The sequence below is a fragment of the Wolbachia endosymbiont (group A) of Cydia strobilella genome (assembly GCF_964026745.1).
Lineage (GTDB): Bacteria > Pseudomonadota > Alphaproteobacteria > Rickettsiales > Anaplasmataceae > Wolbachia > Wolbachia pipientis.
The window spans coordinates 86,426-112,208 of sequence record NZ_OZ034694.1; the positions used below are offsets into that span (position 1 = coordinate 86,426).

16 protein-coding genes and 3 pseudogenes are annotated in these 25,783 nt (G+C 34.7%); 11 read left to right on the plus strand and 8 right to left on the minus strand.

Features of this window, described 5'->3' with window-relative positions; all coding sequences use genetic code 11:
* Window positions 1-256 precede the first annotated feature (256 nt).
* The 4 genes and pseudogenes from AAGD76_RS00450 to AAGD76_RS00465 form a co-directional block, all read right to left on the minus strand.
* A pseudogene (locus AAGD76_RS00450) lies at window positions 257-502 on the minus strand (PD-(D/E)XK nuclease family transposase); the annotation flags it as partial.
* Window positions 503-564: 62 nt separating this feature from the next.
* Window positions 565-2,394, minus strand: coding sequence for a translational GTPase TypA (gene typA, locus AAGD76_RS00455; RefSeq protein WP_010962447.1), 1,830 nt, complete (start codon window positions 2,392-2,394; stop codon window positions 565-567).
* Between the two features lie 105 nt (window positions 2,395-2,499).
* Window positions 2,500-3,096: an orotate phosphoribosyltransferase gene (gene pyrE, locus AAGD76_RS00460; RefSeq protein ID WP_006279657.1), complete on the minus strand. Its 597-nt coding sequence runs from the start codon at window positions 3,094-3,096 to the stop codon at window positions 2,500-2,502.
* 3 nt (window positions 3,097-3,099) lie between these two features.
* Window positions 3,100-4,284 (minus strand): dicarboxylate/amino acid:cation symporter, encoded by a 1,185-nt coding sequence (locus AAGD76_RS00465; protein WP_010082165.1) that lies wholly within the window; start codon window positions 4,282-4,284, stop codon window positions 3,100-3,102.
* Between the two features lie 193 nt (window positions 4,285-4,477).
* Between AAGD76_RS00465 and AAGD76_RS00470 the strand changes: the two genes are divergently transcribed.
* From AAGD76_RS00470 to AAGD76_RS00500, 7 genes are all read left to right on the plus strand, one after another.
* Window positions 4,478-5,310 (plus strand): IS5-like element ISWpi1 family transposase gene (locus AAGD76_RS00470; protein ID WP_341820157.1). Its coding sequence is split into 2 segments (ribosomal slippage): window positions 4,478-4,847 and window positions 4,847-5,310, totalling 834 coding nucleotides; the frame shifts between segments, so codons are not numbered across the junction.
* A complete protein-coding gene (locus AAGD76_RS00475) occupies window positions 5,303-8,326 on the plus strand; it encodes a hypothetical protein (protein ID WP_341820158.1) in 3,024 nt (1,007 codons plus the stop codon). Before AAGD76_RS00470 ends, AAGD76_RS00475 begins: the two co-directional genes overlap by 8 nt.
* Complete coding sequence (locus tag AAGD76_RS00480) at window positions 8,323-10,911, plus strand: hypothetical protein (RefSeq protein ID WP_341820159.1); 2,589 nt, start codon at window positions 8,323-8,325, stop codon at window positions 10,909-10,911. Before AAGD76_RS00475 ends, AAGD76_RS00480 begins: the two co-directional genes overlap by 4 nt.
* 542 nt (window positions 10,912-11,453) lie before the next feature.
* Entirely contained in the window at window positions 11,454-13,550 is a 2,097-nt protein-coding gene (locus tag AAGD76_RS00485) for a hypothetical protein (protein WP_341820160.1), read from the plus strand.
* A 19-nt stretch (window positions 13,551-13,569) separates the two neighbouring features.
* Window positions 13,570-14,823 carry a cytosine permease gene (locus AAGD76_RS00490; protein WP_209473061.1) on the plus strand — a complete coding sequence of 418 codons (1,254 nt, stop codon included), beginning with the start codon at window positions 13,570-13,572 and terminating at the stop codon, window positions 14,821-14,823.
* Window positions 14,792-15,841 carry a DUF917 domain-containing protein gene (locus AAGD76_RS00495; protein ID WP_341820161.1) on the plus strand — a complete coding sequence of 350 codons (1,050 nt, stop codon included), beginning with the start codon at window positions 14,792-14,794 and terminating at the stop codon, window positions 15,839-15,841. Before AAGD76_RS00490 ends, AAGD76_RS00495 begins: the two co-directional genes overlap by 32 nt.
* A 1-nt stretch (window position 15,842) precedes the next feature.
* Window positions 15,843-17,387 (plus strand): hydantoinase/oxoprolinase family protein, encoded by a 1,545-nt coding sequence (locus tag AAGD76_RS00500; protein WP_341820162.1) that lies wholly within the window; start codon window positions 15,843-15,845, stop codon window positions 17,385-17,387.
* Between the two features lie 14 nt (window positions 17,388-17,401).
* On the opposite strand, the gene AAGD76_RS00505 is transcribed toward AAGD76_RS00500, so the two are convergent.
* Together AAGD76_RS00505 and AAGD76_RS00510 are read right to left on the minus strand one after the other, a co-directional pair.
* Window positions 17,402-17,947 (minus strand): pyrimidine dimer DNA glycosylase/endonuclease V, encoded by a 546-nt coding sequence (locus tag AAGD76_RS00505; protein ID WP_007549769.1) that lies wholly within the window; start codon window positions 17,945-17,947, stop codon window positions 17,402-17,404.
* A 20-nt stretch (window positions 17,948-17,967) separates the two neighbouring features.
* A complete protein-coding gene (locus AAGD76_RS00510) occupies window positions 17,968-18,855 on the minus strand; it encodes an Rpn family recombination-promoting nuclease/putative transposase (RefSeq protein WP_341820163.1) in 888 nt (295 codons plus the stop codon).
* 411 nt (window positions 18,856-19,266) lie between these two features.
* Here AAGD76_RS00510 and AAGD76_RS00515 point away from each other — a divergent pair.
* From AAGD76_RS00515 to AAGD76_RS00525, 4 genes and pseudogenes are all read left to right on the plus strand, one after another.
* A pseudogene (locus tag AAGD76_RS00515) lies at window positions 19,267-19,466 on the plus strand (DNA mismatch repair protein MutL); the annotation flags it as partial.
* 86 nt (window positions 19,467-19,552) lie between these two features.
* The gene (locus AAGD76_RS06390) at window positions 19,553-19,990 is read left to right on the plus strand and encodes a helix-turn-helix domain-containing protein (RefSeq protein WP_410529803.1); all 438 of its coding nucleotides are present in this window, start codon (window positions 19,553-19,555) and stop codon (window positions 19,988-19,990) included.
* Window positions 19,991-20,133: 143 nt separating this feature from the next.
* The gene (locus tag AAGD76_RS00520) at window positions 20,134-20,277 is read left to right on the plus strand and encodes a hypothetical protein (RefSeq protein WP_182282559.1); all 144 of its coding nucleotides are present in this window, start codon (window positions 20,134-20,136) and stop codon (window positions 20,275-20,277) included.
* A gap of 182 nt (window positions 20,278-20,459) precedes the next feature.
* A pseudogene (locus tag AAGD76_RS00525) lies at window positions 20,460-21,761 on the plus strand (IS4 family transposase).
* A gap of 216 nt (window positions 21,762-21,977) precedes the next feature.
* Here AAGD76_RS00525 and AAGD76_RS00530 read toward each other — a convergent pair.
* Complete coding sequence (locus AAGD76_RS00530; protein WP_341820164.1) at window positions 21,978-23,771, minus strand: reverse transcriptase/maturase family protein; 1,794 nt, start codon at window positions 23,769-23,771, stop codon at window positions 21,978-21,980.
* A 615-nt stretch (window positions 23,772-24,386) separates the two neighbouring features.
* The gene (locus tag AAGD76_RS00535; RefSeq protein WP_341820546.1) at window positions 24,387-25,715 is read right to left on the minus strand and encodes an IS4-like element ISWosp9 family transposase; all 1,329 of its coding nucleotides are present in this window, start codon (window positions 25,713-25,715) and stop codon (window positions 24,387-24,389) included.
* Between the last annotated feature and the right edge of the window lie 68 nt (window positions 25,716-25,783).

A 25,783-nucleotide genomic window follows, 5' to 3' on the forward strand; every position in this document is an offset into this window, starting at 1 on the left:
TCACCATACCACTAAGCCTAGCTCTTCAACCACATGATGCTTGTAGTTTATGCTCCTTTCACGATTGAGCATCTTCTTTTTCAAGAGGAGGTTCATTGTCCGCATCGCTTGGCACCAACCGGTTACCCGATTCGCACTGATGCATAGACTCAGATGGCAAAACATCTGGTTTAATAAGTTTTAGAACTCTTTTAGTTTCTTTCTGAAGGAATTCCTCTCCTTTTAAACAATATGACCGAAGACTTTCAGGTCGCACCATTTCAATAATTAGCTGGGTTCCAGCAGAATCAGTACAGAAAACATCAACAATACTTTGTTTTTTAGAGGCAATCTCAGCATCCATGATAGTGCTGAGAAATTCTATTTCTTCTATTTCATCTTTGCCAGCGAAGCCCAATATATCATTGAGAAAGTGAATGAGAATATCTTTATTTTTCTCAGTGCCAAATATTCTCTTGAACGCGAAATTGTTTTTTGGATCGAGAAATTTCGAAAAGGCCATAATTAAATACAATTAGGAGACGAATAATTATACACTATTTTTCGCAAATGTTCAACCTCTGATTACTCCTTATTCTTTGCCCTTCCTGCACGCTTACGTTCATTTGGATCAAGGAATTTCTTGCGTAAACGTATAGATTTTGGAGTTACTTCCACCAATTCATCATCATCTATATACGCTATCATATCCTCCAGTGTCATTATCTTTGGTGGAGTGAGCTTTATAGCTTCATCACTACCTGAAGCTCTTACGTTTGTTAATTGCTTACCCTTTAACACATTTATCTCCAAATCATTGTCACGGCTATGCTGGCCGACAACCATGCCACAATATACCTTATCCTGTGGCTTAATAAACATAATTCCCCTGTCTTGCAAATTGAAAATTGCATATGCCACAGCCTCACCCTTATCTGTAGAAATTAAAACTCCATTGCGCCTTCCAGAAATTGGACCTCTATGTGGAGCATAACTGTGAAATAAACGGTTAATTATGCCTGTGCCACGAGAATCAGTTAAAAACTCTCCTTGATAACCGATTAATCCTCTTGATGGCACTAAAAACGTTAATCTTGTCCTGCCATTACCAGAAGGTCTCATGTCAGTTACTTCACCTTTACGGAAGCTGAGTTTTTCCATGATGATTCCACTATATTCATCATCTACATCAATTACTACTTCCTCTATAGGTTCAAGTTTTTTACCGCCTTCTTCTTTAAATAACACGCGAGGGCGTGATACCGAAAGCTCAAAACCTTCTCTCCTCATATTTTCAATTAACACTCCAAGCTGTAACTCACCACGCCCACCTACTTCAAATGCTTCACCGCTTGGTGCCAAAGTTACAGTAATTGCAACATTTGTTTCTGCTTCCGCATATAAACGATCCTTTATAGCAGTTGAAGTAAGCTTTGTACCTTCTTGCCCAGCAAAAGGTGAATCATTAACGCTCAGAGTAATCGCCATTGTTGGCGGATCAACTGGAGTTGAGCTTACTGCAGTTGTAACTTCTGGTGCTGCTATAGTATCTGAAACCGAAGCTTCCTCAAGTCCTGCAATTGCAATTATGTCTCCCGCCACAGCTTGTTCTACTGGAATGCGTTTCAAGCCAGAAAATGAGAGCAACTTAGTTAATCTTCCTCGTTCAATTACTTTGCCATCGAGGTCAAGCACCTTAAGATCTGAATTGACTTTTGCAATGCCCTGATAAACCTTTCCTGTCAATATTCTGCCAAGAAACTTATCAGACTCAAGTAGAGTGACCAACATAGCAAAAGGTGCATTTTGATTATAAACAGAAGGTTTTATATAATCTATAACCGTTGAAAATAATGGGCTTAAATCTTTTCTTTCATCAGAAAGCTCCTTAGCACACCAGCCATTTCTACCTGAAGCATACAACACTGGAAAATCTAGCTGCTCGTTGGTTGCATCAAGGTTAAAAAATAACTCATATATTTCATTTAATACTTCATCAATTCTGCTATCTGGTCGGTCGACCTTATTGATTATCACAATTGGCTTCAAATTTGCTTTTAGTGCTTTTGAGAGCACAAATTTTGTTTGTGGCATGGGACCTTCTGCAGCGTCAACCAGCAGCAACACACCATCTGCCATGCACAATACCCTTTCCACTTCCCCACCAAAGTCCGCGTGCCCTGGCGTGTCAATAATATTGATCTTTTCATCGCCCCACATTATTGATGTACATTTTGCAAGTATTGTAATTCCGCGTTCACGCTCTTGATCACCACTATCCATCACTCGTTCTTGAACTTCTTGATTCTCGCGGAATGTGCCACTTTGTTTTAACATGTTATCAAGTAAAGTAGTTTTACCGTGGTCAACGTGTGCGATTATTGCTATATTTCGGATCGATTTAAATTCGTTCATTTTCTATCATTTCAAAATTAATTTAGTAATAAGTATACATAAAATACACTTGGAGTAAATAACTAAAGCTGTGTATAAATGCTGTGTTTCCAAGATATTATAGGATTACTTTGTTAAATATTCCCTACTCCCAGGTTTTGTTATGGGTAGTTGTTTTAATTCACTTGGAAGTTCTTCCTCGCTGTAGTTTTTGATGTTCAGTTCAATCAAAGATATGACAGGAAAAGGCAGTTTCGTTTCACTATTTCTCTTTATCAAAGAAGCTTCAGCAACAACTTTACCTCCTTCCCCTTCTGCACATTCCACTGCTTCAAGTGAAGATTTACCTGTGGTTATTACATCTTCAATGAGCAATATTTTCTCACCCTTTTTGATCTTAAATCCACGGCGTAATTCAAACTTACCATTAACGCGCTCGCAAAACATTGTCTTTATTCCAAGCTGCCTGCCAATCTCATAACCCACAATTATTCCACCAATTGCAGGAGATAATATTAAATCTATGGAGCTATTTAATTCTTTTTTTATTTTATCTGCTAATAATGCGCAAACTTTCATGGCTCTGCTTGGATTTTCAAAAATCTTCGCACACTGTATGTATGTGTCACTATGCAGCCCGGATGATAAAACAAAATGCCCATGCAAAATTGCTTCTGCTTCTTTAAATTCTTTTATTATTAGGTTATTTTCGTCTAATATCATTTTTTAAGTTTCACTATTACATTCTTTATTAATTATCTGAGTGATACAAACATCAGACCACACATTTATTGCAGTTTCAAACATATCGATGATTGTATAAATAGGCAAAATCAGTCCCATAATATGCAGAGGAACATTCATCGACATGAGATAACTGGTTGCCATAAAATAGCACCCCATCGGCACTCCAGCGTTACCAATTGCAGCCCCTGTAGCTAAAAAAATCCATATCAACATTTCGCTTAAGGAAAATACGTATCCGTTCATTTCTGCAACAAACATTACAGTGATTAGTATAAATGCAGCACATGCATTCATGTTAATTGTTGTGCATATTGGTAAAATAAAAGACGATAATTTCTTTGGCACCTTTAGCTTGTTCTGCACACATTCTATAGTTGTTGGCAATGTTGCACTGGATGATTTAGAAAAAAACGCAAGTGTGAGTGCTGGCATAACCCCTTTCAGCGTTTGAATTGGTGATATGCCTTTATACCACATAAATAGCGGTAAAATCAGAAATGCCTGCACAAAATTTGCAGACATTATGCAAACAAAATACCATAAAAGATTGTAGAACTCACTACCGCCTTTTAATTCATGCAAAAAACATGTAATAAAAGACCAAACAGCAAGCGGAATAAATTTTAATAACCCTTGAGCAATTTTAAGTAGCGTATCAAAAAGTGCAGAGAATACTTGATATAATATATCCTGCTTTTCTTTTGAAAGTGAAACAATAGCTCCACCCATCAAAAAAGCGATTAATATGCTACCAATCATATTATTTTCAAGAAAAACTTGCACAAAATTAGAAGGAATGAGTGATTTTAAATATGAAAAATAACTGTGGTTATTGCTGTTAATACTCCCTATTGTATTACTTATGAAATTTTTTCTTGCTGGATCTATTAACAAATAAAACGATAATGCAACAAACGCAGCTATAATAGTTGTAAGCAGAGTATAAAATAGTGTTTTCTTAACTAAGACTTTGATTTCAATTGAGTCTTTGAGCCCGGAAATTGTGGAAACTATGGATAAAAAAACCAGAGGTAAGCTTATTAATTTGAGCAAGCTGATAAAGATATCACTAAATAGCTTTGCTATTTCAAATATGATTTCATTGTTTAGGTAGTAAGCAACTATTGCAAGCAGTATAGAAAAAAGTATTGCAAACTTGTGCATTGAAAATAAAACTTCAAAGTAACATTATACAATAATTTTGCTGTTTTGGAATCAGATTGATAGACAAAATAACTTTACAGATTAGGGAAAGATAAGAGGATGTGTTTATTCGGAGACAGTGTAAGATTTCTTAAGAGGTTGTCCGGAAACAAGTAAAAGGCTATAATATCTGAAATTTTAGTACGGGGTAAAGATGAGAAAAAAGTATCCAACAGATCTAAGCGAAAGGGAATGGGCAAGAATAGAAAAACACTTCAGAGTATCATACAAGAAAGGAGGAAGGCCGCCAAAGTATAGCAAAAGAGAAATATTAGAAGCAATTTTCTATGTATTGCGTACAGGGTGTCAATGGCGGTATTTACCAAATGATTTTCCGCTATGGAAGACTGTGTATGAGCAGTTCAGGCAATGGAAGAAGCAGGGAATTTTTGAGAAAATGAATTATGAAATTACAAAATATAGTAGAAGAAAAATAGGAAGGAATGAGCAGCCGAGTGCCTGTATAGTAGATAGTCAATCTGTAAAGACTACAGAAAAGGGGGGATCAAAGGCTATGATGGAAGTAAAAAAGTAAAGAGTAGAAAAAGGCATATAATTACAGACACTCAGGGTTTTATACTAGGTTGTTACGTAGGTGCTGCTAACGAAAATGATAGAGATGGTATTAAAATAGCATTAAACAATATGAGAACAAAATATACTAAAGTTAAAAAAATGTGGGCTGACATGGGATACCAAGGAAGAAATTTAAAGAATCACATAAAGGAAGAATATGACATAGATATTGAAATTGTTAAAAGGCCTCCATGTAGATTTTGGGTGCACAAAGATACGCCACCTGAGCTACTACCAACAAGAGAACAAGGGTTTAAAGTACAGCCAAGAAGATGGGTTGTAGAAAGGACTTTTGCTTGGGTTAATAGGAATAGAAGGCTATCGAAGGAGTATGATTTACTCACAACATCCACTGAGAATTTCATATACCTAGCTATGAGTAGGGTTATGTTAAAGAGGGAATATGCTTGAATTTACTAGTTTCCGGACAACCTCTAAGCTGAAAGAGTTTTGCCTTGAGGAGTATAAAAAAGTCTTAGATGCAAAATTTCGAGAGATGGATGAAGATATAATGGGTGAATTAGTCAGCAAAGATAAAAGTTTTAAAGATAGAGATTTTGATAAAATAATACCCGATAGTGTAGGATTAAGGAAATTATTAAATGATAAAGCTAAGCTAGTTAAAGATAGTATTAGGGAAGATTTAAAGGAAGTGGTATTGGAATCTGTTCAGGATAGGAATAACAGAATCAAAGAATCAGCTTCTATTTCAGACTACAGACATTGTGGTAGTGATAGACAGATTATTGAGTATGTGCGTAATACGGATATAACAGGGCTATGTACCATGGGTTGTACGGTCATCGAAAGTCCAGAGCAAGAAAAAGGGTTAGTGAAGGCAGATGCAGTAGTTAAAAATTTGAAAGGAAAAGTAAATAGAATAAATGGGCAGTTAAAATCTGTAACAAAAGAGCATAAATTGTATGAAAGTGAGATCAATGAGTATTCTAATTTCATAAAAGGGGTAAAAAATCGTACTATTTTATTAGATTGGTACAATGAACTGCTAAAGCAAGTGAAGGAAGATTCAGACAAAAATGCAGCACATGTATTGCATAATTATAATAAGTCTGAGTTAGATACGAATGTAAATAACTGGTTGATTGATCAAATTTTTGATAAGGTACTGGATAACAAGTTAGAGGAACTGAGGAAAACATATCAAGTTGAGAAGGCTGACATTGAGTATCCCGAGGGTAAGAATTCTTTAAAGCAAGAAGTTAGAAAGGTGTCACAGCCTGTTATATTGGATCCTAAAAAATTTGTTAGTGCAATGCAAAGTGCGCCAAGTGAGTTAAGGAGTAATAAAGAAAGGGTAAGCAAAGTTGTAATTGATGAGATTAAGGCTATAGAGACTCTTGTTAACGAAGCAAAAGAAACTTTAGAGGAATTATCATTAAAAGCAACTGAAGATTGGAAAAAAGATGAAAGTAACGAATTAAAGGTTAGAAATTTTTTAACAATACTATCACAAGAATTAAGTAAAAGTATCTTAAAACTCTCTAACACAGGAGATCATTTATTAGATTTACAGAGCAATCATCTAGAATCTGTGAAACATACACTATCTAAGTGGGTAGAAAATGAGGATAGATTTATAGAAAAAATCCTTGTTGAAGTATTGAAGAAAAGAGAGTATCACAGGTTAGCATTAACACTAACCATTCAATTAATAGAACCACACAATGTAATAGAGGCAGAACAAGACATTTTAGATACTATATTGCTTAAAACTATAGAAAAAGACAAAAAAGATATGGCATTACTCTTGATATGTAATGGAGCTAACATTAATAAGTCTGGTGTTACTACAGGACTAGGTGGTGAGTTATTGGAAACAGTAGCGGTGGAAGAAATTGCACGTTTATACAGAGAAATGCCAGTAATTGGAACAAAATATAGGAAAACAAAAGATGGAGATTGGGAAATAACCGGATTCACCGTAACGCAACCTCATACACGTAAACTGAGTGAAGATGAAAAAATTATAGAATTCTGTAAGGTTGTTAGTTTAGAGGAATTAAGTGAACTATTTCCTGAAGATTCCTTTCCAAAAAAATCAAGTGATATTGCTATTGATTACAGGAAAAAAATATCTGAAGGTAAATTAGAAAGAGTCAAAGATGCAAAACAAACAGGGATGGAACAAGTAACACAACATTTAGAAGCAAAAGAGCATAAGAAATTAATACGTAATTGCTCCATAGGTGGTGTAGGTGTTGGTGGTGGGGCAGCAGCTATTGGTTATTCTTTTGCCCTCTTTAGTGGCCCAATAGCTATTGGTGTTTTTGCTGGTATTTTGGTGCTTAGCTTAGCTGGTTCCCAAGGATATTATAAGCTTTTGAAAGAGAAAAGTGATCTTGTAATCAGTAGGGACGATATTAAGGATTTAAATCAAGCAATTAACTTACTTGAAGAGTTGTTACAAGAAAATATCTTGTTAGGGACCAATAATACCATCTTAAAAGAAATAAGGCAGGAAAAAGAAGAAATAAATAAGGGCAAGGAGAAGTGGGTAAACATTTCAAAGCTTAAAAAGCTTATTTCAGAAATTAAAGTAAAAGGACAGAAGGACGTAATATTTAAAGAAAAAAAATGGAAGGATGATGCAAAGCTTATTGCGTTATTAATCGCAGATTTTGAATTTGAGCTTGATGCAATAAATAAGATAGAAGGAATAACATTTGAAAAGTTTGCAAAAGAAATTATAGAAAATAGAAGAGATTACATACAAAGCTTAAAAGAGCAGGATATAAAGGATAAAGAGCGTGAAACAATCAAGATACTTTCAACTGAGTGTAGTAAACAAGCAAGTTTATTAAACACAATAGCACGAAAAGCAAAACAGGACAAAGAAAAAGACGGGCAAGAAATAGAGGAAGTACAGGCAAGAGTAAAAGCTGTTCGTTTAATGTATGGTGAAGCAGAAGATTTATTTAATATACCTGGAAAGAGGATCAGACATAATCAGGCTATAGAAGAATTCTTAGAACAACAATATACTTTCCTGGTGCTAAATACAGACTATAAAGAAAAACTTAAGGGTATTTGCAGTGAATACAGAAGCCTCAAAGAAGAGTTAAAGAGTAAACAATCTATCGGTAAGGAAGAATTTGATAAATTGTCAGAATTAGCTGATGAATTTAATAGAGCAAACAAAAACTTTATTCAGCGTAAGGATAAGGAAAATGAATCTGCAAAAGATAACTTAAAATTTGATGACGAGGCTATTAATGAATTAAGATCCCATGTAATTGAGGAAATAAAACTGGCAAGGGTAGTTGCGGAACAAGAGAGAACAGTGTCAGAAAAAGAAAAAACTGAGGTAGAAGAGATAGTAAAACAACTGCAAATGTCAAATTCAGTAAGTTCTTCATTTGACAACGTAAGCCTCGAACCAGTTGCAGGACCTTCTTGGCAGATATGAGAACAAAGGAGTTTATAAAGTTTTTGGAGCGTGAAAGGTTAAAAGATGCTCTGTATGAGAGGTTAAAGTGGCAAGAGCCAAAAAGCCATGAAGAAGTAAATCAGTTATTTGATGAGTTTGGCAAGCTAAAGATAGTGTGGTGGATGCCATCGGTGGCTGAAAGTGCGAAAGGCAGAAAGTTCTCTCAAGGGCAAGTGATTGTAGTGCTGCTTTTAACAGGAGCAGTTGCTTGTTCTTTGTATGAGAGATATAGAATGTTAGGGTTGCTTAGCTTATCCTTTCTTTCAGGGTATGTTTTGCACTCGTTTTTGCACTTTGCAAAACGTATTAATTATTATACTGAAATTTATCATGAGGTTAAAGTTATGCTTTCACAAACATCAGCAAGTAATTATAAAAATGGATACATACAATCAATTGCAGGAATAGTAGATTGTGCTGAATTTGAATATCACGTTGAGCACTTGGTGAGTATGAAGGAAGGTGAGTTTGAAAAGTATAAAAAAGGTGTGGAAAAAGAGTACAAGAACGCCTTTTTCGAGAGAAAAATAGCTGAAGAGTTTTTAAGATATGTGGAATCTGTGAGAAATGGAAGTAATGAAAATTTCAAAGATGATATTGCAGAATTACGTTACTCCTATGAAATAAAGCCATATGAGAGAAAGAAGGAAGAGTATAGGAATCTGTTTGCTTTTACAAAAAGCCTATTGTGGAAAGTTGTGCCTGGGGAAGGAAACAAAGAGGAGATGATAGATATTATTCATAGTAGACTAAAAGACCTAAAGGGCAGTGATACTTTGGAAGAAGGTTTAAGAAAGACGTGCCTTTTGCATTGCACAGATGACATAGAGGATTTGTCTAAGGCAATAAAAAAGTTTTTCCTAAAGAGCCATACAGACAAAAGTAGCCATGAAAAAAGTAGGGAGATTTTCGAAAAAGAAAATGACGTATGTAAAGCAGTGAGTACAATAATAGAAATATACGAAAATTACTACTTCGGAGCAGTATTTTGTGATTTAAAGGAGTTTTTAGGTTGGAAGTTAGAAGATATAACAGAAGAAAGTGTTGCTGAGCATGTGTTATCAAGGGAACAACCTTTAACACTTTTTTGTAGGGATGCACTTGGAATATATGCTAAGCATATAGAGTCAGCTGGAGATATCAAGGACAAAATATTGGAAAACTTCAGAAGACTAATAGAAATACAGAAAGAATTGCTAAGAAATAATGAAAATCAGGAATTAAAGAAGGAAAAAAAAGATGTAGAGGATAAACAAAAAGATTTATTAGAGCAATTAAAATTGCAGCTTAAGGAACTAAGGAAATGCTATAAATACCTTAAAGATAGTTTTAGTAAAGAGATAGAAAGATGTAAGGAAACAATAAATTCATCAGAGGATAAGTTTATAAAATATAAGAATACAAAACGTATAGAAAATTTGGAAAGAAGGTTGGAAATATATGAAAGGGAAGAAGAGGATATGGAAAATTTCCTTTTTAAGGTTGAGGAAACACAGGGTAAAATATTGCTCAGAGAAGCAAATAAACACAAACTGGAAATAGGAGGTTATACTGTAGCTGCAATAGCTGGTATTGCAGGGTTAATATTCAAGTTACCAATTATGGCAGTACCGTTGTCTTTTGCATTACCATTAGCAATAGGTTTTTGTGGTGATTTCAAAAAACCTTATAAAGAATTTAAAGAAAGAAAGTCAAAGGAGACGGAACATGACTATATAATAGCATACCAGGATCTATGTAATGGATATGATGAATTAATGAAAGAAAGGAAAGCATCGAATAATTTTTTAGGCATAAAGCATCAAGAAGATGAAAAGGAATTAGAAAAAAAAGCAGAAAGCCTGAAAGAGAAATTTAAGATGCAAAATGAGACGGAAGTTGGTGTAGAGCTAAAGGATGGAAAAGAAAAGGCTAAGTTTTTTAAGGGAGAGGTAAAAGAAGCCAAAATACGCCTCGAAAAAGCGATACAAGCTAGAGACAAAGTAAGACAAGAAGTAGAAGAAGTGCGGGCAAGAGTAAAAGCTGTTCGTTTAATGTATGGTGAAGCAGAAGATTTATTTAATATACCTGGAAAGAGGATCAGACATAATCAGGCTATAGAAGAATTCTTAGAACAACAATATACTTTCCTGGTGCTAAATACAGACTATAAAGAAAAACTTAAGGGTATTTGCAGTGAATACAGAAGCCTCAAAGAAGAGTTAAAGAGTAAACAATCTATTGGTAAGGAAGAATTTGATAAGTTGTCGAAATTAAATGATGAATTTAATAGAGCAAACAAAAACTTTACTCAGCGTAAGGATAAGGAAAATGAATCTGCAAAAGATAACTTAAAATTTGATGATGTGGCTATCAACGAATTGAGGTCTCATGTAATTGCAGAAATAAAACAGGCAAGAGCTGCTGCTGAGGAGGAAAGAAAAGTATTAAGAGAGGAACAGAAAGCAGTTGAAGAAATAGTGATGCAACTGCAAATGTCAGGTTCAGCACAAACGCAAGCGCCAAGCTCTGCATTTAACAACGTAACTAATGAACCAGTTGCAGGTCCTTCTTGGCGGATATAAGAGTTTTGGAGTTTCTATAGTGTGAAAGGTTTGAATTTGTAAATATTATTTTATATAGCCTTTCTACCATAGAGGGTATCAAAAAATTACTTTTTATAAAAACACAAGTTTATTAGCATCGCAAAAAAATTAAATATTTACTTTTTCAAAAAATATAAAAATAGTACGTATATTTGTGAGAACACGTTGCGTAAAAATAGGGTTGTGAAAATAAAAGCGCAAAATTATTGTAACGAAGCTAAGTAAATTGGTTCATATCTAAATGTGGCGAAAGTAGGCTAGTATAGCTGGTTTTGCGGTATAGTAAAATCATTATAAATAAAAGTTCGCACAGATCTAGCGGTAGACCAACGGATTCCAAGAAAAACTCTTCTCACGCTTGTTTGTTAATTAGGCAAAAAGTAGAACCATATTATTAATTTAATAATAAAAAATATGGAAATATATATCTATTGAAAAATATTGTTATTTATCATAAAAAAATAATTTACTTTGCTTATTTTTTCTGCTATCAAGCAGGTAGCTTGGTTTAGTGAGTTAATATGTTAGCAGTGGGTAAAGGGTCAGGTGTTAGTAGAGAGCCTATTTCCGTTTTTTGTCAGATAAAAAAGGCAAAAGGTGAGAAGCGAAAAGAACTCGAGGAACTTTTAAGTAAGCTAAAAAAGGAGTTTCCTGGGAACTATAAAATAGGGGCTGCTGTAGGTGCAGGAGATTGCTTTTTTGATTCTGTTGCTCAAGGATTGAATGAACTAAAAAGTAATGGTCTGATTACAAGTAGTGAGGAGTTTAACGTAAAGTCTTTACGGAAAAGTTGTAAACAATATGCAAAACAATCAAAGAGCAGTTCATGGTTGAATAAAGCTTTAAAAAAAGAAGATGATAACATTATAAGATATGTTTCACGTATTGAATTTACTGTAAAAGATGTTAAAGATTTAAGCCTTAATTCATTAATGAGAAAACTAGAGTTAGAAGATGCTGTATGTGGAAGAAACGAAATTGAAGGAAAAATAATATGTGAGAAATATAATGTGAAAATTAAAGTTATAGAATTGCATGAGAAATCGGTAGATGGATTACATATTACTACAGATGAAGTAGGCACAGGTGATAATGTTGTTTATATAGTGAATTACAGCAACCATTTTGTACCACTTCTTAGTAACATCGAAAAGGACATAGAGGATGATATGCCAGTTTCTAGAGAAAAAATTTACGGCGTTTCATCCAATACATCAGAGAAACCCAAAGCAGAAAAAAAAGATCTTAATGAAATCTTGGCTCGTTGCGAAGAACTCATATGTGACAAATGTGACAAAGGTGAAGATATCTTTGAGTTACTAGATCCTCTTGTATCAGATAGCCTATGTCAAATTCGTCCCTTATTTATTCTTTCTATGTTGCCTAAGTTCTGCAAAGAAGGTAAGCTTTCTCGTGATGAAGACAAAAACTTAACAAAGAAAGAAAAAGATCTATTTTTACCTGTAATTCTGCTCAGTTTGTTAAAATATAGAAAAAAAGATAAACTTGGTATTGCAGTTTTGGAAGAATCGATAGATAATTTTGGTGGTGTTTCTCTTGGTAAAGATAAGGAGGAAGAACTCATTGCCAAAATGAAAAGCGAAATTAACTTACATTCTGTAGAATATATAAAAAATATTGCAAATGAAAGAGTTCAGAAAATATTGGGCACATGTAAAGGTGTTCTACTGTATTCAAAACATAATATTACCCTCAAGGTATTACCTTGTTACATTAGTGTCTATGCAGTAATCAGCTGTATGGAACAAAAAGGGCTGCCAATCATTATTTCGTTAGTGAGAATTAATAGAGTAAATGATCAGCTTAGTATAGATAGTAAAGATGTGCTTTTTTACAAGTTCCAAGCAGAAAATAAAAAAACGTTTTATTATAAAAAGGAGGAAGATGTTGATGAAAATGAAAAAGTACAACCAACTCTTGCTTTTTTTTGTTTTAGCTTGATTAATGGAGAATGTTCTAAAGAATATAAGGAGTATGCCGATGGTACACAAGTACCGTCAAAGAAATTTCTAACAGAAGATTGTGATATCAGAAATATTCTTATGCTCCATCCTGCAGGTCATATTCAATTACCACTATGCACTAAACTTCCTGAAGAAGATAAACCATCTAAAGATGAGGAAAAACTTAGAAAGTACGTAGAAAGCTTATATGAGAAGTGCCCAGATGGCTCAGTAGAATTACAAGATCCATTAGTAGATGACTTTCATTCAATAGATAAAGATTTCCTTGGTTATAATAATATGCATGTTAATTTTGCGAGGAGATTTGGTATAAAAGATACACGCTATTCACATCATGTTAAGGTTGGAAATTTAGCCAAAGTAACGCGGAGAAGTGAAAATGCTCTTTTTGCTATACATCATATATGTTTATCAAACTATTCAAGGGAACGTGAGTATCAAAAGAGCTTAGCTCCTGATGCCAAAGTTAACATGGAGGAGGATATAAAGGTTGATAAGGCCACTGAAAAAGCCAAGGAAGTCCTTCGCCAGTTGCATGCTGATACTGGAGCAGGTCCTAGTACTAAAGTTGACGAAACTGAGACTTCAAAAGCTCAAAGAGGACTAACTAACTTAAGAATGAATCTCCTTTGATTGTTTTGTAGGTGATAAGTTGAAGTATACTAGTCAAACATACATAGATCTTACCGCGATTCAAGCAGGTGCAGTCTTTTGTGTACCTGCTTTCATGTTGGGGTATATGCTTACTACCAAATATGGTGTTACTTCTAGCTTAATTTCTATAATTATAGCAAATCTTATACTGACAATGTTGGGGTTGTGTTTTGCTGTATTGTCAGTAAGAAGACCATGCAATACCATAGAACAAGTATTACACTATTTTGGTGTTCACGGTACATGGCTATATGGATTAGGTATTATAATGTGTTTAGTGTTCTGGTTTTCTATTCAACAAAACATTATGGTGAACACTATTATAGAATTTCCTCTATTAAAAATGAAAGACTTACCATATGTATTCGTTGCTACTAATTGTATCATTGGTTTCGCTATTACACTTCTTGTAAGCAGAGGTATCACTGCATTAAAGAGCTTTGCAAATATTGCAACGCCTTTTCTTATCATAGTTACGATAATCGCAATATTGCAACTTTTTTACAAGCACACCTTACCTGATATTATACTTACATCTAATATGACATTAAAAGGCGTACCGCTTATAATTGCAGCATCTTTAGGTGCTATTTTCGATATCCCAACATACTATCGTTTTGCACGAACAAATCTCGATGCATATGTAAGCGTTATACTTACCTTTTTCATATGTTATTTTTTCGTTATAGGCACAGGAGTCTATTTTGCTCTTTGTGTGCCAGATTCAAGTTTTATAGAGGTATTATTGAGCAGCGGAAATGATTTGTGGAAGTTATTGTGTATTCCGTCTATAATTCTTTTATGCTGGACTACTAATAACTTAAACTTGTATTCTGCTGGTGTAAACGTTAATTTTTTGTTACCCAAAGTTTCATTACCGTTCTGCATAACAATTATAGGGATTGTTGGTACAGTACTTTCATGTACTAATATAATACTAAAATTTGAGGAGTTACTTAATGTAATTACCATTGTCATAGGAAGCCAAGGATCTGTTATTGTAACCTGTTTTGTGCTGGATAAATTACAACCTATACAATATACGTCTTCAGCACAAAAAACCAATCTCATTTGTGCAATATTTGGTATTATATATGGTTTGCTTTCGTTACTTAAGGTGCATGATATAACAACTGGTTTTATTTACACCGATGCAGCAATTGTATCATCTTTTGCTGTTCTATGCACACGCACTTTTCTGTTTATTTATAAGAACTATTGTGAAAAAAATAAACCAACTAACTCTCAATAATATAGAAGCTCTTTCTTTAGGGGCTGGATTATTAGGCTCAGGAGGTGGAGGTAATACCTATTATAATAAGCTTAGTACACAATATAAAATCGAACTCCATGGCGAGGTAGCTATTACAGATATAGATGAGTTGGAAGATGATGCTCTAATTATGCCCATTGGTTTTATGGGTGCACCTCTTGTAGCTGCAGAAAAATTACCCAGTAAAGAGTGTCACTCATTAATCGATGTATTTACGTTATATTATAAGAAAGAACCTACGGCACTTATACCAGCGGAAATAGGAGGAAGTAACGCTTTTACACCATTCCTTGCAGCAGGTAAAGTCGGGATTCCTGTTATAGACGGAGACTTAATGGGCAGAGCATTTCCATCATTGAATATGGTATCACCTAATTTATATGGCATTTCTTGTTGTCCTGCATTTTTTGCAGATAGCTTAGGTAACACTATAATTATGCATATTGAAAGCAGTGACCACCTCGAAAGGGTTGCGCGCGCGGTGACAGTGGCATGTGGTTCAAGCATAGGTGTGAGCTGTTACCCTATAACAGGTCAACAAGCAAAGCAAGTTATTTGTAGAAACAGTATCTCCTATGCATGTTTTCTAGGTAATATTATACTGGAAGCACGAGAACGAAAAATATGTCCTATAAAAGCGTTATGCGATAAGCATGCATTGCTGTTGGGAGAGGGAATTATAAGAGATATAGATCAGTCAATTAAGGGAGCGTTTCTTTCAGGAAATGTATCTATAGAAGGTTGTAATAATATGTTGACCATCATTTATCAAAATGAATATCTTGCAGTGTATGATGGTTCCGATTGTGTTGCTGCAACACCAGATATCATTGCTGTTCTTGATAAAGATACTGGATATCCAATAGCTTCTGAAGCTTTAACATATGGAATACGTGTATCAGTGCTAAAATTTCCTTCTCCCACGTTATGGACAACACCAGAAGGACTGGCAATAGTAGGTCCTGAAGTGTTTGGTCTTTCTGAAAAAAGGAGGTGATATGGATTATAGAATAGGAATCGACGTTGGTGGCACAAATATTGACGCTGTACTTGTAAAGGATAATGGTACAATAGTTACTTCTTGTAAAGTGATTGCTACGAAAAATATTTCTGAAGGGGTTTTACGTGTATTATCCACATTGTATGAGCTTCATCCTTTTGATAAACAGAGAATTTTAGCTGTATCTATAGGAACCACGCACGCAACTAATGCGGTTTTGCAAGGATCTGAACTATACAAGGTAGGTGTGATTCGCATTGCAGGTCATAAACCTTCACTTCCACCTGCATACTCGTGGAACGCACAGACACGTAGTACATTGTATATTGGAGAAAAAGTTATTAATGGAGGGTATGATTGTGATGGTAGTTGTATAACTAAGCTTTCTATTTCTGAAGTACGCTCTGCCATATACGAGTTGCACAATAAAGGAGCAGAAGGATTTGCAGTAGTGGGAGTGTTTTCTCCTCTATATTGTGAACAAGAGAACATAGTAGGAAATGAGATCAAAGAAATTTTAGGGAAAGCTTTTCCATTTACGTTATCACATAAGATTGGTGGAGTTGGTTATATCGAAAGAGAGAATTCAGCTATACTTAATACTGCTCTTATAAAAGCGATGAATGCAGGGTTTAAAGATTTGCAAAATATATTAAGCATTTTCGGGTTAACATGTCCTTTGTTTATTACTCAGAATAACGGTACTATTATTACTTTAGAAGAAGCACTGCAGTACCCTATATTGACTATTTCATCAGGCCCTACTAATTCTTTTGTGGGGGCAGCACGTCTTGCTTGTAAAAATGAATGTGTAGTTGCAGATATTGGAGGAACATCAACAGACGTAGGTATAGTGCTAAACAATTTTCCGCGGCGTTCGCTTTATAATTCTTCTATTGGTGGTATTACACTCAATTGTGCTATGCCTGATATTTTGTCTATTGCATTAGGAGGTGGCAGTTATATAGAAGCAAAAGATGATAAAGTTAATATAGGACCTGAAAGTGCAGGATATCTAATAAAGCAACATGCAAAACTATGGGGAGGCAGCAAGATAACTCTCACTGATATGGCACAAGCTTTAGGGCATGTTAATTTTTCTTCTGTTAAGTTTACTAAACAGGAAGCTATGTGTGCAAAGCGTATTATGAGCGAAATAGTATTGAAGCTTGAAAAACTTTATCAGAAAATTTCTGGACCGCATGCTGACCTTCCTTTTATCATTGTAGGTGGTGGCGCTATGTTGCTTGCATCACCGTTTTTACCAAAATATGCGTTCATTCCTGAATATGCTGAAGTTGCAAATGCTTATGGAGCTGCTTTTGCAGAGGTTTCGGTAACAAAGGATACTGTAGTTTCTTTAACTGATAGAGAAAATGTGTTGAAAAATATAAGAAACGAAGCTAAGGGTGAAATATCACTGCTATATAAAGTGAATCCTAGTTCAATTCGCATTGTATATGAAGAAATTATTCCCTATCATTATATACCCAATAATCTTGCACGTGTGCGTATTACTGCTGCTAGCCCTTGGGTATCGTAAACCTTGTGTCCTTATCAAGAAAAGATGTGGAAAAAATGTGTAGCAGGATTTCCTACTATCCAACCTGGTGCTTCTCTTCCATTTTCCCACTTAGCGAATCTCATCTTTTCCTGTAGGTAATACTCCCTATAAGCTTTTACAGGATTAGTACATTTATACCGATCGGGCAGTGCTTGTATAAAAGCTTGCATATCAGTTGATCGAAAAATGAGTAAATCCTTATTACTATCACACCAATCTATTACTTCTTCTGATTTATGCTTTCTTTTGTATCGCCAAGTGTACTCTTTACATAATTCTTTTCCGTACTCTATCAACCAACAAAAGTTCCCTTTCGATTGCCTAGCCCACAAAGAACAAGGATGATTGCTGTGAGTGAGTTTATATGGAACTGCTATATTCTGATCTGTGGTACTGACAAAAGGATTTGGCGCTTTTAATGCTATTGAAAAAACATTACTTAATAACTGAGCAGTTTCTAATGGCATTTTTACTATATGCTTATCACACAACATTTGTGCTGCAATTACTGGGTTTTCATCTAGTACAAAGATGTTCATCTAGGTGTCAAAAGATAGAATCAGCTTAAGTCTTTAACTTCATCAACTGTAAGACCAGTAGTTTGAGCTATAATATCAATAGAAACACCTGCTTTAAGTAGATTCTTTGCAACTGCTATTTTAGCTTCCTTCTCACCCTCTTCTCTGCCTTTTTCATGACCGATTTGGATGCCTTCGTCTTTAGCAAGATCAAGCCTATATTCAAGGATGGCTTCTTCTTTCTGTAGATTCATTATTCTTTCCTCGTACGCCATTAGATCTTTTTCATTCCAATGAAATTTGTCTAACTCATCATATGCTAGCTTTATTATTGGTGATTTTTCTGCTATTTTTCTTAAATCTTCATCTGTAGTATCTTCTGCATACCGGAAAAAAAAACACCACCTTTCTACTGTGTTCTCTAGTTGTTCTACTCTGTTTTTTGTAAATTTAGGCAACTCAATGAAAACGAATTGAAAATCTTTTAGATAATGTCCGTTGGTTTTTATCTCTCGTATATTATGAGTAGAAATATACTCAACCTCTGTAGGAAATAGCGTACTATTAGAAATAGCAATAAAGAATACTTTCTTAAAATCAATGTAATTGCCAGATTGTCTTGAGTAAGCTTTAGCAGCATGGAGTTGGGCGCGTTTTTCAAAGCCTTTATCACGAGCGAGTTGCATTTCCGCAATATACCTATTTCCGTATGAATCCTTACAAAGAACATCAACGATGCTTTGTTTATCAGAAGCAATCTCAGGATTCATGATAGTGCTAAGGAACTCAACATCTTGTATAGTGTTAACACCAGTAAAGCCTAAGATGTCATTTAAAAAGTGAATAAGGATATTCTTATTTTTCTCAGTACCGAAGATCTTCTTAAATGTTAAATCTAATTTTGGATCAAGAAACTTCGAAAGAGCCATAAAATTAACCTAAAAAGCATTAACAATTATACACAATTCTAAAGAAATGTTCGACTCTTTTATTTTTAGCTTATTTTTCAAAGTTTTAAATGTATTGATGAAAAAAACGGCTTTCAGAGATCATCTTAGAATAGCACCCTCTACTTTAGACGTCCTTTTGTACATCTTTTTATAACTCCCTCATAAAGCGCCTAAAAACGCCAGCAAATGAATTCATAGATTTAGTAGCTATAAAGAGCTTTAAAAACGCTTATTTCTGGTGTGAGAGCCTAATAAAAACACGAGCCCACAAGCTCAATTACCTAACATCGTGAGCCCACACCTTTACATGATAAAGATCTTGAAACTTAATGTCAACATTTCAGTAGCAAATTTTATGTTAAATCTATATCCTATTAGCATGGACAAAAAGAAGATACATTGCCAGTAGAAGATAAAGTGTTGGCAACTATCGCTTGTCATGGATCAATTAGAGCGGGTAGAAAATGAGGTTAGAAGAAGTGAATGAGTTGCTAAGGCAAATGGAGGAAACGCCATATTCTGATCACGGAAGACCAACTTATATAGAAATGAAACTGAGTGATATAGAGAAATTGCTTGAAAGAAGATAGATTAAGCTTGTTGAAATGATCTTTATTGAGATAGTTCTTCTGGTTATTAAGGAGTCAGTATAGAATGTAAGTATTTGTTTTTATAGATAAAGAGTGACTGCTCTAATTTTTTAGACTACAAAGTAGGACAGAAAGTAAGAAGTTGTAGGCTAGCGAAGAGATATACTCAAAAGGATTTAGCAAGTAAAATCGGTACAAAATATCAGGTCATACTACAGTATGAAAAAGGAAAGCGTAAAATTTCAATCAGAAGGTTATATAGCATCGCAGAAGCACTATCAGTTAGCATTATAGATCTTATTCCTGTATCAAATGAAAACAGTTATCTCGAGAGTGAGGAATTAGATCTAATAGAAAAGTATGAGAAAATTGAGAATCAAGAATTACGTAATGTAGTTTATTCATTAATTACATCTGCACAAGTTAGCAAGGAAAATAGTAGAAAAGTGGCAAGAATAGAGGTGGCAAAGAATCTAGTTAAAGTAGGAGTTTCTGTTGAAATAATTTTCCAAGCAACGAACTGAAGAATATAGTAATGCAGAAGAAAAAACTACTTCTGTAGACTACAGGATGGGACAAAGGATAAAAAAGCTAAGGATAATGCGAAAATGCACTTAGGAAGACTTGGCAAAAAAAATTAGTACAACGCGTCAAAAAATAAGCGACTATGAACATTGCTGTTCCACTTGAAAAGTTATATGAAATAGCAAAGGCATTATCAGTCAGCATTAAAGATCTGCTTACAAGGCAACATAGTGAAGCAAGCAGTGGTTTAATGGAGAAATACAGGGATACGCAACGAACTTTATGAGTTCTTATCTGAAGGTATGGAGATTATCGAAGGAAAGGTCAAGAAGGCGGAAAAAGCCAAAATTGCAAAGAATCTGGGAGTGTTAAATAAACCATATGCGTCAAGTTAAGGAAATAAAGGTATGAAAGAGATAGAATAATAAGGTATAAGTTCTCCCAGATGTACTTTTAGTGAGAGAACCAATGAATAAAATAACTTGCTTATCAAAAAAGCTCAAAGAATTTTTTAATGAAAAAGTAGACAAAATCTCAATTACAACAAGGTTTATAAAAAGAAAGAGAAAGCTAAAAGGTTCATCATTCGTAAAAGCCATGGTCTTGGGTAATATAGGAGTTGATAATTGTAGCGTAGAAACAATGTGTCAATTACTAAACGAGAGATATAACAAAACAAGGTTTGGATTTTAGATTTACTGAAGAAGCAGTGGAATTTATGAAAAGGATGTATAATGAATCTGTGATTCTCTTTAAAAATATCTTGCAAGTTGATTGCAAAATCTTACAGCAATTTAATAGTGTTAAATTATTGGACAGTAGCTATATTACTCTACCTAACAGTATGGAAGAGATGTATAAAGGTTATGGTACTAGCTACAGTGGCTATGAAAGCAATACTAAGTCTGGAATAAAGTTACAATTAGTTTTCGACTACATGAATCAGATAATAGACCAACTTAATTTAACGGAGGGGGTAAGATCAGACCAGGGATATAGGAAACATTTAAGTAATATATTAAGCAATGATTTGCTAATATCTGATCTCGGTTATTTTGTGCCAAGTTCTTTTAAACAAATCAATAAAATAGGAGCTTATTTCATAAGTCGTCGATACCAACATATATGATGTAGAAACAAATCAAAAAATGGAGTTATTAGAATGTTTAGAGGATAAGTTATTTTTAGAAAACGAGGTATTGTTAGGAAAAGAAGCAAAAATTAGAGTAAGAATTATATGTCAGAAACTAACTGAAGAACAGTCTATGGCCAGAAGAAGGAAAGCTAATAGATTAGCAAGATCGCAGATCCTCTAAAAGAAATCAAAAATTGTTGAACTGGTCAATATTTATAACTAATGTTCCAGAAAATAAAATTAGTGCTGAGCAAGTATTAACGATTTACAGAGTAAGGTGGCAAATTGAGTTATTATTTAAATTGTATAAAAGCCATATCAGACTTGATAAGCTAAAAGGAAAGCCATGCAGAGTATTATGTGAACTATATGCTAAATTGTGCGCAATTCTTATATTTCACGGCATAGTTGGTTGCACAGAAGTGAAAAAGAATACAGAACTTAGCTTAACAAAGGCATTTATTGAGCTAAAAAGACGGGTTAGAGAGTTATTTTTAGTATTAACCAAGATTAATAGTTTAAAAGTATTTCTTAAAAAACTCACTATAACTTGGTCGCGATTTTCATTAAAAGACAAACGCAGAAGGGCTAGAGTATCCACTTTAACCTCTCTAAATTTGCTCACAATCTCTTAACTTGACGCGTATGGGTTTTTCGCCGACAACCAAGAAGTCCGTTTTATTTGACACACTTGAGTTATCTAAGTGAGGAAAGTCACCTCTCCCCACTCGACTTCGAAACCGGACTTGTGGTAGAGTGGGCAGTCAGCGAGTTACTTGTTAAGTACTTTTCCAACAACCCCTCTCCGAACCACGCATGATCGTTTCCGTATCACGTGGCTCTCCAATAATCTAACGTTTTAAGGAGTCACCATCATATTTTCCATATTGGATTTTCTTATGGCATTCATGACAAACAACAAGAGTTTTCTTCTGTCGTTCAATCATTCTCTTTTTCCATTCCGGTAGTTCAGTATTACGTTTACCTAGCAAATCAGCAAGTTTACGTACGTGATGTACTTCAATCTGCTCTTGTGATTTACATAATTCACAAGTTTGTGCCAATAGTCTTTGCTCTATTTCACTACGCTTATTCCATATTGGTATAAGGTTATCACTTATGCTTACCCATTTATTCCATTTTAGCAACACAGCACCAAAGTGTGTAATTAATGGTATCTTTGATGGTAAACGATCTACTCTGATTTGGATGACTTTTCGTTTTTCACCTTCATCATTTTCGATCGTCGCACCAAATTTTCTATAAATTTTCCTGCAAGTTGTTTTGTATTTAGATGCTAAAGTCTTTACTAATGATACTTCCATCACATATTTCAGATAACTTAGTGTGTGAAGGTTGTAGGCCATTTTGTAGTATTGTACAATTCCTCGATATTCAGTTTGATACTGAGCAACAATACTGTAAGCTGTATCAATTGTACGTTGAGGTAAATGTATCGGTTTACCACAACGCATATATTCAGAACACTTTTTCTGCTTTATATGATGTGGTACACGTAACCCAATACTACCGTTAATACATCGTTGTGTCCGATGATCATGTTTATCATCTGCATGCAAAACATGTATTTCATAACCCAAAAAATTGGCTTTGCTATCACACGCATGTGTAATAAACGTTTTATCTTCATTAAGCATAAGTTTGAGCTCCTCATTGAGAAACCCAGCAATCTCATTCTTAATTTGTTCAGCTTCATTCTTTGGTCCTGCAAACCCTACCAGAAAATCATCAGCATACCTAACATACCAAAGACGTCGATAATTTAGATCGCAAGAATCCTTAGATGGCATACCCTGCACTAATTGACGCAGTTGTTTTGCTTGATCCCAGTTCCCTTGTTTTCTCATCATCGATACTTGCATGGTTAACCTTAAATATTTTGGATTTGTCCTTCTTCGCTTACCTCGGTTATTTGCTGGTATTAGTATATGCTCCACATGTTTATCTAACCGATCGAGTAATATGTTACTCAGAATTGGACCAATAATAGAACCTTGTGGTACCCCACTATGACTCTTATTGTACTTCCAATTTTCCATATATCCTGCTTTTAGCAGTCGATTGATTAGCTGAATAAAACGGTTATCTTGGAAGCTTTCACTCAGTATTTTCAACAACATAGTATGATCAATTGAGTCATAACATGCACTGAGATCTCCCTCTATAAACCATTTTGTACCTCTGCCTTTTTGCATTACTGCTCTTAATGCAGTGTGGCATCCACGCTTTGGTCGAAATCCATGTGAACATTCACTAAATTTAGGCTCATAGTAGGCTTCCAATATTAATCGAATTACTTCTTGAAGTAACTTATTTGACCATGTTGGCAACCCTAACGGCCTGCGTTTACCACTCTTCTTTAAAACATAGATACGTTTTACTGGTGTCCACCGATATCGCTCATAGCGTAAACCCTCTATGATTTTATCGATCTTTTCCAAAGACATACCATCAACTGTTTCAACTGTCACACCTTCTGTCATAGCACCTTTATTACGACAAAGTTTGCCATACGCCCGAAGGTAAAGATCACGCTGATAGAGTAGGCGATATACGTTTTTAACCGGCAAATTTCTTTGTCCACGTTCACGTATAATGTTAAGTATTGTTTCAGCTTTCCGCATCTTGCGTACCTCCCAATTTCAACATTCAATTATCTGTCACCCTTTGCCCTGTATGTGGCTTTCCCACACTCCCCGGTGATTCGTTACTTTCACGACTACTACGATGACTCCGTAACCATAGAACTCGCGTTCCTTAGGTCATCCCATGTTCCGTCACTAAGAACTGTTCTAGATCAACTTAGGTTTTCTATTCATCCTCTTAAATAAGTTCACTACTTATCGTTCTACAGCCAGAATGTCACACAAACGAAAGTTTACTTTGTGCTTACTGTAGACATGGGGTTTTAAATGTGATACCCATGGATGTGGAATCCCACCCCTGAAGATTAGAATTCAAGCAGTTTAGCTTTAACCATATTGATCAGGTGTTGCAAGCCGTTACCTTACACATCTTCAGATAACTCTCGCTTTACATACATGCTCTTGTCCTCCTTCCCTTTCGGGTTAAAGTTAGTTGTTCACCTCGAGGCCATTTATTCTGAACCCCGCTTAGCTCCGCTAAGTATTTCTTAATGCGTACCACGGCGCACCCTCTCGACTCACACAGCTCCCATTATTCAGCCTTTTGTCCCAAACCTAATGTCCAGTGGGGGAGTGTTAAATAAACCATACGCGTCAAGTTAAGGAATGTAGAGAGCTTAAAGTAGATACCCTGGTCTTCCTATATCTGTCTTTCAAAGAAAACTTTGACCAGATTATAGTAAGCTTTTTTAGAAAAATTTTTAAATTATTGACAATATTGTTTAATATCAAAAAGAGCTCTCTAACCCGCCTTTTCAATTCAATAAATGCCTTTGTTAAACTGAGCTCCGTGTTCTTTTTTAGTTTTACACAGCCAATCATTTCGTGAAATACGAGAATAGCACATAATTTTGCGTATAGCTCGCACAATACTCTAAATGGATTTGTCTTTCCTTTTAGTTTATCAAGATTGATATGACTTTTATATAGTTTAAATAGTAATTCGATTTGCCATCTTACTCTATAAACCGTCAATATTTGTTCAGCATTAATTTTACTCTCTGGAACATTAGTTATAAATATTGACCAATCTAATAACTTTTGATTCTTTTGAGAAGATGTATATCCATGTGACTTTGCTAATTTATTAGCCTTTCTTCTTCTAGCCATAGACTGTTCTTCAGTTAGCTTTTGACATATAATTCTTACCTTAATTTTTACTTCCTTTCCTAATAATACTTCTTTTTCTGAAGATAATTGACCTTCTAAATACTCCAATAGCTCTATTTTTTGATTTGTTTCTATATCATATATATTGGTATCAGACTTATAACGACTAACAAAATATGCACCTGCTTCATCAATCTGTTTAAAAGAACTAGGCACAAAGTAGCCCAAGTCAAATATTAGCAAATCATTGGCTGATAAACCGTTCAGATAATCCCTATAACCTTGATCCGACCTTATTCCTTCCATAAAATTTAACTTATCTAGCGCTTGATTCAGGTAATCAAAGACTAACTGTAGCTTTATTCCTGATTTGGTATTATTCTCACAATCTCTATAGCTACTGCCATATCCTTTGTACATATCTTCCATGCTACTGGGCAGGCTAATGTAGCTGCTATCCAATAATTTAACGCTTCCAAATTGCTGTAAAATTTTGCAATCAATCTGTAGACTTTTTTTAAATAAACACAAAGCTTCGTTATACATTTTTTTCATGAACTCAACTGCTTCTTCACTAAACCTAAAATCTAAACCCTGTTTTGTAATTTCTATCGAGTCTTCATTTAGCAATTGGCACATTGTTTCTATGCTGCAATCATCAACTCCTATGTTACCAAAAACTATAGCTTTTATGAATGATGAGCCATTAAGTTTTCTCTTTCTTTTTATAAAACCTACTGCAATTGATATTTCGTCTGCTTTTTCATTAAAGAATTCATTGAGGTCTTTTGATAAGCAAGCTATTCTGTCCATTGTAAGTTCTCTCATTCATATATCCAAGAGAATTTATACCTTATTATTTTCCTTCACTCTATCAACTT